This window comes from Streptomyces sp. NBC_00358, assembly GCF_036099295.1.
Classification (GTDB): domain Bacteria; phylum Actinomycetota; class Actinomycetes; order Streptomycetales; family Streptomycetaceae; genus Streptomyces.
In genome coordinates this window covers 8,036,106-8,047,649 of record NZ_CP107976.1, presented here as the reverse complement: position 1 = coordinate 8,047,649, position 11,544 = coordinate 8,036,106, and the positions used below count along the sequence as shown (strand labels likewise).

13 protein-coding genes are annotated in these 11,544 nt (G+C 71.4%); 5 read left to right on the top strand and 8 right to left on the bottom strand.

Going from position 1 to position 11,544, the window contains the following annotated elements; all coding sequences use genetic code 11:
- Positions 1–28: 28 nt before the first annotated feature.
- The 6 genes from OHT01_RS34450 to OHT01_RS34425 all read right to left on the bottom strand — a co-directional run bounded on the left by OHT01_RS34450 (position 29) and on the right by OHT01_RS34425 (position 5,793).
- Positions 29–442, bottom strand: a complete 414-nt coding sequence (locus tag OHT01_RS34450) for a roadblock/LC7 domain-containing protein (RefSeq protein ID WP_328557017.1) — start codon at positions 440–442, stop codon at positions 29–31.
- A gap of 202 nt (positions 443–644) precedes the next feature.
- A complete protein-coding gene (locus OHT01_RS34445; protein WP_328557016.1) occupies positions 645–1,250 on the bottom strand; it encodes a GTP-binding protein in 606 nt (201 codons plus the stop codon).
- Between the two features lie 193 nt (positions 1,251–1,443).
- Positions 1,444–1,857, bottom strand: a complete 414-nt coding sequence (locus OHT01_RS34440) for a DUF742 domain-containing protein (protein WP_328557015.1) — start codon at positions 1,855–1,857, stop codon at positions 1,444–1,446.
- An 18-nt stretch (positions 1,858–1,875) separates the two neighbouring features.
- Positions 1,876–2,313 (bottom strand): roadblock/LC7 domain-containing protein, encoded by a 438-nt coding sequence (locus OHT01_RS34435; protein WP_328557014.1) that lies wholly within the window; start codon positions 2,311–2,313, stop codon positions 1,876–1,878.
- On the bottom strand, positions 2,310–4,955 hold the full coding sequence (locus OHT01_RS34430; RefSeq protein WP_328557013.1) for a sensor histidine kinase: 2,646 nt from the start codon (positions 4,953–4,955) through the stop codon (positions 2,310–2,312). Before OHT01_RS34430 ends, OHT01_RS34435 begins: the two co-directional genes overlap by 4 nt.
- A 64-nt stretch (positions 4,956–5,019) precedes the next feature.
- The gene (locus OHT01_RS34425) at positions 5,020–5,793 is read right to left on the bottom strand and encodes an MHYT domain-containing protein (protein WP_328557012.1); all 774 of its coding nucleotides are present in this window, start codon (positions 5,791–5,793) and stop codon (positions 5,020–5,022) included.
- Between the two features lie 152 nt (positions 5,794–5,945).
- On the opposite strand from OHT01_RS34425, the gene OHT01_RS34420 reads away from it, so the two are divergent.
- Positions 5,946–6,545, top strand: coding sequence for a class I SAM-dependent methyltransferase (locus OHT01_RS34420; RefSeq protein WP_328557011.1), 600 nt, complete (start codon positions 5,946–5,948; stop codon positions 6,543–6,545).
- A 27-nt stretch (positions 6,546–6,572) separates the two neighbouring features.
- On the opposite strand, the gene OHT01_RS34415 is transcribed toward OHT01_RS34420, so the two are convergent.
- Complete coding sequence (locus OHT01_RS34415; protein ID WP_328557010.1) at positions 6,573–6,761, bottom strand: hypothetical protein; 189 nt, start codon at positions 6,759–6,761, stop codon at positions 6,573–6,575.
- Positions 6,762–7,108: 347 nt separating this feature from the next.
- On the opposite strand from OHT01_RS34415, the gene OHT01_RS34410 reads away from it, so the two are divergent.
- A complete protein-coding gene (locus OHT01_RS34410; RefSeq protein WP_328557009.1) occupies positions 7,109–7,426 on the top strand; it encodes a hypothetical protein in 318 nt (105 codons plus the stop codon).
- A 134-nt stretch (positions 7,427–7,560) separates the two neighbouring features.
- Entirely contained in the window at positions 7,561–8,436 is an 876-nt protein-coding gene (locus OHT01_RS34405; RefSeq protein ID WP_328557008.1) for a hypothetical protein, read from the top strand.
- Positions 8,437–8,582: 146 nt separating this feature from the next.
- Here OHT01_RS34405 and OHT01_RS34400 read toward each other — a convergent pair whose 3' ends face one another.
- The gene (locus tag OHT01_RS34400) at positions 8,583–8,765 is read right to left on the bottom strand and encodes a hypothetical protein (RefSeq protein ID WP_261703155.1); all 183 of its coding nucleotides are present in this window, start codon (positions 8,763–8,765) and stop codon (positions 8,583–8,585) included.
- Positions 8,766–9,110: 345 nt separating this feature from the next.
- Between OHT01_RS34400 and OHT01_RS34395 the strand changes: the two genes are divergently transcribed.
- Both OHT01_RS34395 and OHT01_RS34390 read left to right on the top strand, forming a co-directional pair.
- Positions 9,111–9,965, top strand: coding sequence for a GNAT family N-acetyltransferase (locus OHT01_RS34395; RefSeq protein ID WP_328557007.1), 855 nt, complete (start codon positions 9,111–9,113; stop codon positions 9,963–9,965).
- A 217-nt stretch (positions 9,966–10,182) separates the two neighbouring features.
- On the top strand, positions 10,183–11,526 hold the full coding sequence (locus OHT01_RS34390) for an esterase-like activity of phytase family protein (protein ID WP_328557006.1): 1,344 nt from the start codon (positions 10,183–10,185) through the stop codon (positions 11,524–11,526).
- The last annotated feature ends 18 nt before the right edge of the window (positions 11,527–11,544 follow it).

Here is an 11,544-nt window from a genome sequence, read left to right as displayed (position 1 = left end):
CTCCCGACCATGACCGCGTATCGGCAGGTCAGAGGCCTGTGGTGGGTTTTCCCTCCGGTCGGCGGGCATCTACGCCAAGGTGTTCGCCGACTCGGTTCACCAGCAGCGTCATCTCATAGGCGACCTGGCCGATGTCCGCCTCCGCCCCGCTGAGGACGGACAGACAGCTCCCGGATCCGGCCGCGGTGACGAAGAGCACCGCGTCGTCGAACTCGACCATCGTCTGGCGTACTTGCCCGGCACCGAAGTGGCGGCCGGAGCCCTTCGCCAGACTGTGCAGTCCCGACGAGACCGCGGCGAGGTGTTCGGCGTCCTCACGCCGGAGTCCCGTGCTCGCGCCCGTCACCAGCCCGTCGTTGGACAGCACGAGTGCGTGCCGAACGTGCTCGACACGTCCGGTGAGCTCGTCCAGCAGCCAGCCGAGTCCCGTGTTCTGCTCCATGATCCGGTCTCCCCGTGTGTCGTTCCCCCCTGGCCGGAGGAGTTCGACCAGCCAGCCTTCCCCACTGCCGCCGTCCGGGCAAGGCGGACGGGTGGCATGGCAGAGAAGATGGCCGACGGGCGGGCGTGAGCGGCCCCGCCGCAGGAGGGCGCACGACGGTGCCGGAGGACGGCCGGGCCGGCTCCGAGGCCGGCGAGCGGCCTCAGCCTACGGACTCGAGCAGTCTCGCGGTGTGCACCCGCCCGGCGTATTCGACGAGCCGGATGAGTACCTCCTTACCCGAGTCGCGGTCACGGGCGTCGCAGAGGACGACCGGTGTCCCTCGGTCGAGGTCGAGGGCGCGGGACACGTCCTGGGCGCCGTACGCGCGCGCGTCCGCGAAGCAGTTGACGGCCACCACGAACGGGATGCGCCGGTGCTCGAAGTAGTCCACCGCGGGGAAGCAGTCCTCCAGGCGGCGGGTGTCCGCGAGTACGACGGCGCCCAGGGCGCCCGTCGACAACTCGTCCCACAGGAACCAGAAGCGGTCCTGGCCGGGTGTTCCGAAGAGATAGAGCGAGAGGCCGGACCGGATGGTGATGCGTCCGAAGTCCATGGCCACGGTCGTGGTGACCTTCTGTCCCACCCCACCGGTGTCGTCGACCGACTGACCGGCCTCGCTCAGCAGTTCCTCGGTGCGCAGCGGCCGGATCTCGCTGACCGCGCCTACCAGGGTGGTCTTTCCCACGCCGAAGCCGCCGGCGACCAGTATCTTCAACGCCAGGGCGGTCGAGTCGCCACCCGAGGCGTCGGAGTTCTCGGAGACCATCGATCACTTCTCTCGGGAGTGCCGACAACTGCCGGCGTCGGTGCGTCTGTACGGGTGCGCGAAGTCAGCATCATGACAACTGCGGCTCCGCCGAACAGGGTTGGACCGGAGATTGCCTCTTGCGACCACAACGCGCCCGTACAGTGCCCGGATCTGAACGCGAAGAGCCGCGGTGCCGACCGATGTGGATCACCTAGAGCGCCCTCAGCCCCTCGATCACCTCGCGGAGGATGCGCTCGTCGGGCAGTTGCGCGGGCGGTACCGGGCGGCTCACGGTGACGCAGCACCGTTCCAGAAGGTCGCCCAGCAGCACCTTGACCACGCCCAGGGGAAGATCGGCGCCCGCTGCCAGTTCGGCCACCGACTGGGTCTCGGTACGGCACAGTTCGATCAGGGTCCGGTGCTCCGGCCCCAGCGAGGTGTCGTCGTCGGCTCCGGGTGCGGCTGCGTCGAGCGTGACCAGGGCGATCAGATCGAAGTGCACCCCGGTCGGACCGGCTTTGGTCCGGCCGCCCGTCATGGCGTAGGGACGGACGAGTGGTCCCGCCTCCTGGTCGTACCACTGGCTGCCCGGCCGCGGCGGGGCGCCCGGTGTGTCCTCGGTCATCTGCACAGGCCGTCCCGGTCATCCTGCCGCGGGCGGCTGCGCCGCGATCCGCGGCGGGGCGTGGAGATGCTCGCCGACACGCTTGACCAGGAGCGCCATCTCGTACGCCACGAGGCCGATGTCGGCGGTGACCGCGGTGAGGACGGCGAGGCACGAGCCGTCTCCCGCAGCGGCCACGAACAGGAAGCCCTCGTCCATCTCCACCATGGTCTGGCGTACCCCGCCCGCGCCGAAGTGGCGACCCGCCCCCTTCGCGAGGCTGTGGAATCCGGAGGCGACGGCCGCGAGGTGTTCGGCGTCCTCGCGCCGCAGGGCGGTGGAGGCGCCCACCGCCAGTCCGTCGTTGGAGAGCACCACGGCGTGCCGCACTTCGGTCACACGCAGCACCATGTCGTCCAGCAGCCAGTCGAGTTCGCCGGACCGCCGGGCGCCTCTCGTGCTCGGGTCCTGGATCATTCGGGGTCTCCTTCAGTGCTGTCGCCGCCCGCTTCGGGGCGGGAGGTGTCGTCGACACCAGGGGGCCGGCCGCCGCCGCGCACCCAGCCGTCCCGGTACGCGGCCATGCGCGCCCGGACGAGTTCGGGTGTGCGCTCGTCGTCCGCGGCGGACGCCGGTGGCTCCGCCGGCTCCTCGGAACGCTGTCCGCGCAGTTGGGGGGCGAGGTTCGCCTGGCGGACACGCCGTGGAAGTTCCTCGGAGCTCTGGGAGTCGTCCTGCGGGCGGTGCAGGCGGAGCGCCGGGCCTCCCGGAAACGCGCTCCCCCGCGAGGTCGTCGCCGAAGGCGGGGTCTCCCGCGACACGTGCGCCGGAGGCGGAATCTCCCCCGGCCCCTCACCCGGAGGCGGAATCTCCCTCGAACCGCGTCCCGGAGGCTCTGTCCCCCGCGATCCGCCCGCCGGGGCGTCCGAGGGCCGTGGCCTCGGCGAGACCAACGCGGGCCGCTCCGTGACGGCCCGGACGGCGTCCTGCTCCGGAGCTGCCGACACGCGCGCGTACTGCGTTTCCATCGGCCGGTCCGTGTCGCCCTTGCGGAGGGAACGTTCCGCCGGACCGTCGTGCAGCAAGGACGTGGGCAGCAGCACGACCGCGGTGGTGCCTCCGTAGGGCGAGGTCTGCAGGTGCACCTTGATTCCGTGCCGCGCCGAGAGTCTGCTGACAACGAAGAGACCGAGCCGGTCGCTGTCGAACAGGTCGAGCGCCTCAGACTGTTCGATGCGCCGGTTGGCCTCGGCGATCCGCTCCTTTCCCATGCCCAGCCCGCGGTCCTCGACCTCGATCGCGTAGCCGTTACCTACCGGTTCGCCGGTGATCCGCACTCGGGTGTGCGGTGGCGAGAACTGTGCGGCGTTCTCGACGACCTCCGCCAGAAGGTGCGTGAGGTCGGCCACAGCTCCGCCCACCACGGCCGCCTCGGGGAGTTGCCGTACCTCCACGCGCGCGTAGTCCTCGATTTCGGAGACGGCCGCCCGGACCACGTTCGTCAACGAGACCGGCCTTCGCCAGGCCCGTCCGGGCGCGGCTCCGGAGAGGATGATGAGGCTCTCCGCGTGACGCCGCATCCGGGTGGTGAGGTGGTCGAGCCTGAACAGGTCGCTCAGCTCGTCCGGGTCCTCGGACCTGCGCTCCATCGCGTCCAGCAGGTTCAGTTGGCGGTGCACGAGGACCTGGCTGCGCCGGGCGAGGTTGACGAAGACCCCGGAGATGCCACCGGCGAGTTCCGCGCGCTCGACCGCGGCGCGCAGGGCTGACCGGTGGACGGTGTTCAGTGCCTCCTCGACCTGTCCGGTCTCGTCCTCCGAGGGCCGTCCGAGCGGGGCCTCGGCGTCCACGTCGACCGCCTCGCCCGCGCGCAGTCTGCGCATGGCCTCAGGGAGCTTTCGGCGGGCGATGTCCAGGGCGCTGTCGCGCAGGCCGACGAGTTCGACGACGAGGTCCCGTCCGATCCGTACGGAGATGATCAGCGAGGCGACGACGGCGGCGAGGCCGAAGAGGACGGCGGCACCGGCGGGGGTGAGCAGCGCGTGCCCGAGCGGGTCGGTCCCGTCCGCGGCGTCACGGCCCGCGTCGGCCTCGACCGTACGCATCCCCGCGCTCAGGCGCTCGTGGGCGATGTTCCAGACGGCTTCCGGAGCGGCATCGAGCGCCTTGGCGCCGGGGCGCGAGACGAGCACCTTGTCCTCGGCGGCGCGCACGTCGTCGTACGCGCTCCCCTCCACGAGGTCGTTCCAAGCGGCTCGTTCGGGCCCGCTGAGATCCGGCGCGGCGGCGTCCGTCAGCGTGCGGCGGGTGTCGACGGCCCCCGTGAACAGCCTCAGCCGCTCGCCGTCGAGGGTCCCGGCGAGCCGGGCACCGCCCAGCACGGCGTCCTCCTGCGCCAGTGCCTCCCCCGCCCGGGAGAATTCGAGCAGGACACGGGCGTCGGAGCGCAGGCCGGCGCCCGGGATGCCGGTGAGCGCCCCGTCGACACCGAATGCCGCCGCAATGGTCCTGGTGTACTGGCCGTACGCCTCGTCCCATCCGGTACGGCGGTCCAGTACGTCGGTACGCAGCGATCGCAGCCGCTGCGCGTCGGCGACGAAGGCGCTGAGCCGCCCGGAGGCTCCGGCAGGCAGGTCGGCTCCGTCGGCGACGGTGTTGCGGTCCCCCAGGCGCAGTTTCGCGACGGCGCGGTCGGTGAGTCGCGAGAGGTCCTTGAAGTCGCTCGGCGGCACTGTGGCGGGGTCGGTCGCGTAGCGGACGGCCTCGGCCCGTTCCGCCTGGAGCGCGGCGACCGCGTCGTCGACGGGGGCCCGGACCGTCGAGTCCACGCGTTGGAGCTGCCGCAGTCGCGCGACGTCCTGCGCCGTGCTCACCGTGGCGTAGGCCCACAGGGCGAGCAGGGAGACGATCGGCACCATCAACAGGCTGACGATCTTGGCCCGGACGGTGCGGGGCCTGATGTGCCACTGCCCCGCGCGCGTGAGTGCGTCCGGCGACGGTCCGGTGACGGTCCGGCCGATGTCCGCGCCCTCGTCGGCCGGCGGGCCGGCGTGCGCGCGCCGGCCGCGCGGCGGGGGCGGCTGGCCGCCCGCGGTGGTGGTCCTACGGGGTGTACGCATGGCCTCCTCGATCGGAGAGGTTCGGGGGTGTGCCGTCCTTGCCGCGCGGCTGCGGGGCGGTCCGTCAGCGGACGCCGCTCTCGACCGGCGGCCGGACCGGCACGGATGTCTCGGGTCGGCCGGACATCGGGGACAGCGCGACGAACGCCGCCGTCAGGAAGAGGTAGGACCCGAGGCCGACGGCGAGGGGGAAGATGAACTGCATCGCCGTGACTCCGGGCAGCGCCGTACCGGAGGGGGCGACGCGCACGCTCACCGCCATCATTCCGGTGTAGTGCATGCTGCTCACCGCACCGCCCATGACGAGGGAGGCGAGGGCCACCGCGATGGGGGATCTGATGGAGAGAGCGGCCCACAGGGCTGCGGTCGCCGCGATCACTCCGATCACGACGGAGAGCCCGACGAGCGCCGGGTCGTAGCGCACCTGCCCATGCAGCCGCAGCGCCGCCATGCCCAGGTAGTGCATGCTGGCGACGCCGAATCCGGTGGTGAGCCCGCCGAGAACAAGTGCTCGACGCCGGTCGCGGCTGTAGCCGACGGCGAAGAGGCCCGCGCCGACGACGGCCATGGCGACCAGCAGGCTGAAGATCGTCAGCGGCACGTTGTAGCGGATCTCCGTGCCCGTGACACGGAAGCCGAGCATCGCCACGAAGTGCATCGTCCAGATGCCGGTGCCGAACGCGGAGGCCGCCGCGAGCAGCCAGTTGCGGCGCGAGCGGCCGTTGGAGTCGAGTGCGCGGACCGTGCAGCGCAGTCCCAGTGCGGCCCCCACGCAGGCCATCGCGTACGACAAGACGGGGGTCAGCCAGCCGAAAGCGGCGTGGTGCAGGTGTCCCATGACCCAGGGACGCTAGTGCGCGCTGGGGCGCACGACTGGGGCGCATTTCGAAACCTGTTGCAAAGTGTCGAAACGGTGCACCAGAGCGACCGCGTCGGGCTCGAACATGTGCACCGCGCCGCCGTTCGTGTCGGTGAGAGATCATGCGGCACATGAGCGACGACCACACACACGTCCAGGAGTTCTTCTCCCATCGCGCGGCCGACTGGGACAGCCGGTTTCCCGACGACGGGCCCGCGTACGCGGCCGCCGTGGCGCGTATGCGTTTGCGTGCGGGTGACCGTGTGCTCGACGCGGGCTGCGGCACCGGGCGCGCCCTGCCGCCGCTGAGAGCGGCCGTGGGCGCCGCCGGAGTGGTCATCGGGGCCGATCTGACCCCGGCCATGCTGGAGGCGGCGGCCGGGGCCGGACGGGACCGCGACGGACAGTTGCTGCTGGCCGATGTCACCGGGCTGCCACTGCGCGCCCGGTCCCTGGACGCGGTATTCGCGGCCGGGCTCGTCGCACATCTGCCGAACCCGGCCGAGAATCTGGGGGAGTTGGCCCGCGTGGTGCGGCCCGGCGGGACTCTGGCCCTCTTCCACCCGATCGGCCGAGCGGCGCTCGCGGCCCGGCAGGGACGCCGGATCACTCCGGACGATCTGCGTGCCGAAGCCAACCTGGGCCCCCTGCTGGCCGGTTCGGGCTGGGACATGACCTCGTACGTGGACGAGGACGCCCGCTTCCTCGCGCTGGCCGTACGCCGGGGGTGATCGCCGCCCGGACCCGGCAGCCGGCCCTCAGCCGGTGCCGCCGACGGCCGCCGTGAAGGCATCGGGGTTGTCGACCATGATGTTGCGTCCGGCACAGGGCACCATCAGGACGCGCACGCCTGTCGCCTCCAGGCCGTCCGCTCCGGGCAGTTCACCACTGTGCTCGCCCTGGAGGTGCACGCGCTCCGCCGTCGGTCCGGCGAGCGTCTGCCGCATCCTGGGACTGGTGCCCGGGCAAGCCCCCGTGCCGTGCGGTGCAGGCCACACAGCCCGGCACCGGCCGTCCTGGAGGAAATCCGCCGACTTCTTCTACGACGGTGACCGGCCGCTGCGCGCGAAGAGCTGGACGGCTCTTTCCGGCGCTGCATTCTCACCATCACGCGGGCCACCACCCAGGCCGTACCGAGCCGGCTGCTGGGCACTCCCGGCGCCCTCGACACGGCGGGCCGCTGGGACGGGGCAGATCTTCACCGGGTCGACCCTCTTCTGTCGCCGCCACTCCATCTCTACGTTGAGTAGCAGCAGGAGCACGATCAGCCATCGCACAGGGGGACGGTGAACCGATGCCCGGCATACTCGGCAGACTCCGCACGATGGGGCGCAGGACGACGGCCGAACGGCCCGGTGAGCACGCGCCGGAGTCGCCGCCGAAGGAGAGAAAGCGCACATACAACCTCTTCGAGGCCGCCGCGGCGTATGTGTCCGCCTGCGCGGAGGACGACCAGGAGCGGATCGACGAGGCGGCCGCCTGGGTGTCGCCGGAGGCACTGTCCTTCGGGGTCAACGAGCTTGCCTGCCGGGCCATCATCGCCCTCGCCCGGGAACGCGACGAGTCGCCGCAGGTGGTCGCCCGCACCCTGCTCGGACTGCCCGCGTCCTGACCTGGGCGGGTCCATGCGGGCGTTTCGCCCCTGTCCAACCGGATAGCTGCAGCTCCGGATGCGTTTCGGGCCCGTGACAAGTGCCTTCCGGTCGCTTAAGGTGCGCCGACAGATGGAGCGATCGGGAGGCTGGAATGGCCGGGACGGACGCAGACGCCGTCGCCACCGAGGACGACGACGCGCTGTATGTACTGACGGCGGTGTTGCTGACACCGGCGAAGTTCCCCAGCGTGCTCGGAGACGACTATCCGGAGGCCTGCGCGACGCTCGACCTCGCACCTCTCGCCGACGGCTACGGGCTGGTACTCGGCCAGGACGGAGAGGGGGCGCGCTGGACCGTCGTCATCGATGACGTCTCCCTGGTCGCCGTCGCCATCGCGTCCTGGGACTGCGGGATGGAGCACGAGCTGTCGCCGGACGAGCGGACCGTCGTCGCCGCGCTGCCCGGCTGGCCCCTCGAAGTGGCCGTCTCGGCACCCGGGGTACCGGCTCCGCACGATCCGTCGGCCGAGCTCACGGACCTGCCTCCGCTCAGCCCACCGGACACCTCCGCCTGGGGACCGGCTCAGCGGCGCCTCGGCGCCGACGAGATCGCGCTCCAGTGGGCGACCTGGCGTGAACAGATCAATGAAAGCGAGTTCGCGTCCTCGGAGGGTGCCGAGCAGGCCCCGGACGACGCCGAGGACGCTCCTGGCGAGGACGGCAAGAGCGCCGAGGACGGCAAGGGTGACAAGGACGGGAACCGCGCCGCCATCCGCCGCGTTCTCGCCGAGGCGCGCTCGTACGTGGACACGCCGCCCCCGCTGGGCCGTGTCCGCTCGTCCTTCGCCACGGGCGACGCTCGCACCCTGCGCGCCGACGGCCCCGGCTGGTCCCTCGTCGCCAGGACCGACGACATCGCGTTCCTCCTGCTGGACGAGAAACCCGGCGAGGTCCTGCCCATCGGTCGCGGACCGGAGCTGCCCGGCCTCCTGGAAGCCCTGGACAAGATGGCGGTCCGCCCCAGCTGAGTGACCGCGTCACACGGGGATCCGGGTGACGCGGCCTTGATATCAGTCCCCTGTGCCAGTTGGGTCCGTCACCCCTGCCCGCACCGGGCCGAGGCGCACGGAGAAACAGCCGTCCGACGGGTCCCCGAGGGAGGGGCCGCGGCCCCTCAGCGGCCGAGCTCCTTGCGGGTGGCGCGGCGCAGCCTCCGCCGCTGCGAGGGGTCCAGCGCCAGATACGCGGCCGCCGGGACTCCCAGCACGATCAGGAAGGCGGCCCACCAGGGCAGCCAGATCAACAGAATCAGGCCGACCGCCACACCTCCTGCGGCGATCTTCGCGTTCTTCGACATGTGTCGCCTCCTCCGCGGCTGCTGCCGCTCTCTGTCCTGAGAACGGGTCCCCGTGCCTCACGGTTCCGGACCGCGACCCTGAAACGTCCCTGACACGCGCCCCCTACGCAACCCTGAGAAGCTCCCCGACCCACGGGGCCGCCTGTTGGAGTCGGGCAGCCAGGTCTCCACCCGGGGAATACCCAACTCCACACAGTGCACGCGCGCCAGGGTTCGGACGCGGCACGGTTTCCCGACCGAACCGCCGTACAGGTCCCGCGGCACGAAGGACCGTGGCAGGAGGGACGGCGGCCCCGCTCGGCGGAAAACCGCCCGCACGCCGTTCAGCGTGCGAAATCATGAAGCATGCGTTCGGACGACTGGCTCCTCACCGAAGACATCGACGACTTCCTGGCCCGATCGGGGGGCTTCCTGCGCTCGCGCCCCGTCGTGCACAACACCCCGCTCACGGTGTTGGAGAAATGGCGGACCCTCCCGGGCGCGTTCGAACCAGGGACCGTCCTCTTCGGTCGACTGGAGTCGGAGGGCGAGATCCAGGCGATCTTCTACCGACCGCCCAGCCGCCGTCTGACCCTCACGGCTCTCTCCCGCGAGCAGGCCGACGCCCTCGCAGCCCACCTGGCCGCCCTTGGCCACGACCTCTGCGGCGTCACCTCGGACCACGCCACCGCCACCGCCTTCGCCGAGGCGTGGCAGCGGCACACCGGCGCGACGCCGACACTCCGCGTCCGGATGCATTTGTACCGTCTCGGCACCCTCACCCCACCGGAGCCGCACCCGGCGGGGCGCGGCCGGATCGTGGGCGAGCGGGACCACGAGCACCTCATGGACTGGTGCCGCGGGTTCGCCTCGGACGTCGGAGAAGCCATCACCATCGACGCCGGCTCCTGGGCCGGCACCCGCTTCGCCGAGAAGAGCTACACCTACTGGGAAACTCCGGACGGCACACCCGTCTCCATGGCCGGCGCCAACCCGATGGTCGCCGGCATGGTCCGGGTGGACCCCGTCTACACCCCGGCCCACCTCCGGGGCCACGGCTACGCGGCCGCCGTGAGCGCCGAGGTGAGCAGGGCCGCGCTTGCCGCGGGCGCCACGGAGGTCGTGCTGTTCACGAACGCGGCCAACCCCACCAGCAACGCCCTCTACCAACGCCTCGGGTACCGCCTGGTCACCGACTGGGCGCCGTACGACTTCTCGTGAACCGCGGGACCGGACGAGAGGGCGGGGGTGGCCCACCGGAAGGAGCGGGGCCGACATGACGCCCAAGGCCGCGGCGAGGACCCGTCAACCGCCCTCGCCGCGGCCGAGGGAGACCCGATGACTGGTTGACGCTCGGCGTTCACCTGCAAGTCGTGAGCCGTTCGGTGTCAGGGCCAACTCTGTCCGCTGTCAACGAACTTGTGCCCCAGGAGGCCTGATGTCCCCGCACGCCGTCGGCAGGCGCCGCATCCACCGATCCGTCGCGCTGGGCGTGCCGTGCGCCGTGCTGGCCGCCTTCGTGGTGGCCGGTACCGCGAACGCGACGTCCGGCTCCGCGGAGCCCCGGGTGACGCACACCGCGACGCTCGGCGACCTCCCTCTCGGTGCCTTCAGCAACGCGCTGCTGCCCGGCACGGTGGACAACGACCGTGGTGTGGACCTCGGCGGTATCGGCAGCGACATCTACCCGACCGGCCGCGAGGGCGAGTTCTGGACGGTCACGGACCGGGGACCCAACGGCCAGATCAAGGTGGACGGCAAGAAGCGCCGGACGTTCCCGGTACCGGGCTTCGACCCGGCGATCGTGAAGATCCGGGTGCGCGGTGGCGCCGTGAAGGTCATCGACGCGATCCCGATCACCACCTCCGCGGGGAAGCCGGTCACCGGCCTGTCCAACCAGGCCGGACGCGACGAGGCCCCGTACTCCTACGACGCGCAGACCCCGCTCACGTACAACCCGAACGGTCTGGACACCGAGGGCATCGTGCGGGCGAACGACAACTCGTTCTGGCTGGTCGACGAGTACGGTCCCTCGCTGGTCCATGTCTCCGCGCGCGGGAAGGTGCTCACACGCTATGTGCCCAAGGGGCTCGATCTGACCGGCACGGACTACCCGGTCGTAGAGGCCCTGCCCGCCGTCCTGCTCCATCGCAAGATCAACCGTGGCCTCGAAGGACTCGCCCAACTCCCCGACGGTGAACTGGTGATGGCCCTGCAGAGCCCGCTCTCCCTGCCGGACGGGGACGCGGGGGACGCATCGCGCAACACGCGACTGCTGCGCTTCTCGCCCAAGAAGCGCGCGGTGACCGCCGAATACGCGTACCGCTTCGACCCGGTGAACGTGGTCGACCCGAGCGAGGACGACACGTCCGAGCTGAAGATCTCCTCCGTGGTCGCCGTCGGCCGCGACCGACTCCTCGTCGAGGAGCGCACCGACAAAGCGGCCCGTCTGCAGTCGGTACGGCTCACACGCGACGCGAACATCCTCGGCGGCCCGTGGGACAGCGACAGCACGTCGCCCTCCCTGGAGCAGTTGGACGACCCGGCGTCGGCCGGTGTTCCGGTGCTGGACAAGCGTCTCGTCGTCGACCTGGGGACCGTCGCGGGTGTGCCCGGCAAGATCGAGGGCGTCGCACGCGTGGACGACGGCACTCTCGCCCTCATCAACGACAACGACTTCGGGATGACGGACGGGTCGGGTGCCTTCGACGCGCAGGGCCGACTGGTGGACAGCGGCATCGAGACGACGGTCGCCTACGTGCGGCTGCCCCGCCGGATCTGATCACGGTGGGGCGTGAGC

Excerpts from the sequence above, each read along its gene's own strand:
- OHT01_RS34450 (WP_328557017.1), bottom strand. The coding sequence starts at position 442 with ATGGAGCAGAACACGGGACTCGGCTGGCTGCTGGACGAGCTCACCGGA.
- OHT01_RS34445 (WP_328557016.1), bottom strand. The coding sequence starts at position 1,250 with ATGGTCTCCGAGAACTCCGACGCCTCGGGTGGCGACTCGACCGCCCTG.
- OHT01_RS34440 (WP_328557015.1), bottom strand. The coding sequence starts at position 1,857 with ATGACCGAGGACACACCGGGCGCCCCGCCGCGGCCGGGCAGCCAGTGG.
- OHT01_RS34435 (WP_328557014.1), bottom strand. The coding sequence starts at position 2,313 with ATGATCCAGGACCCGAGCACGAGAGGCGCCCGGCGGTCCGGCGAACTC.
- OHT01_RS34430 (WP_328557013.1), bottom strand. The coding sequence starts at position 4,955 with ATGCGTACACCCCGTAGGACCACCACCGCGGGCGGCCAGCCGCCCCCG.
- OHT01_RS34425 (WP_328557012.1), bottom strand. The coding sequence starts at position 5,793 with ATGGGACACCTGCACCACGCCGCTTTCGGCTGGCTGACCCCCGTCTTG.
- OHT01_RS34420 (WP_328557011.1), top strand. The coding sequence starts at position 5,946 with ATGAGCGACGACCACACACACGTCCAGGAGTTCTTCTCCCATCGCGCG.
- OHT01_RS34415 (WP_328557010.1), bottom strand. The coding sequence starts at position 6,761 with ATGCGGCAGACGCTCGCCGGACCGACGGCGGAGCGCGTGCACCTCCAG.
- OHT01_RS34410 (WP_328557009.1), top strand. The coding sequence starts at position 7,109 with ATGCCCGGCATACTCGGCAGACTCCGCACGATGGGGCGCAGGACGACG.
- OHT01_RS34405 (WP_328557008.1), top strand. The coding sequence starts at position 7,561 with ATGGCCGGGACGGACGCAGACGCCGTCGCCACCGAGGACGACGACGCG.
- OHT01_RS34400 (WP_261703155.1), bottom strand. The coding sequence starts at position 8,765 with ATGTCGAAGAACGCGAAGATCGCCGCAGGAGGTGTGGCGGTCGGCCTG.
- OHT01_RS34395 (WP_328557007.1), top strand. The coding sequence starts at position 9,111 with ATGCGTTCGGACGACTGGCTCCTCACCGAAGACATCGACGACTTCCTG.
- OHT01_RS34390 (WP_328557006.1), top strand. The coding sequence starts at position 10,183 with ATGTCCCCGCACGCCGTCGGCAGGCGCCGCATCCACCGATCCGTCGCG.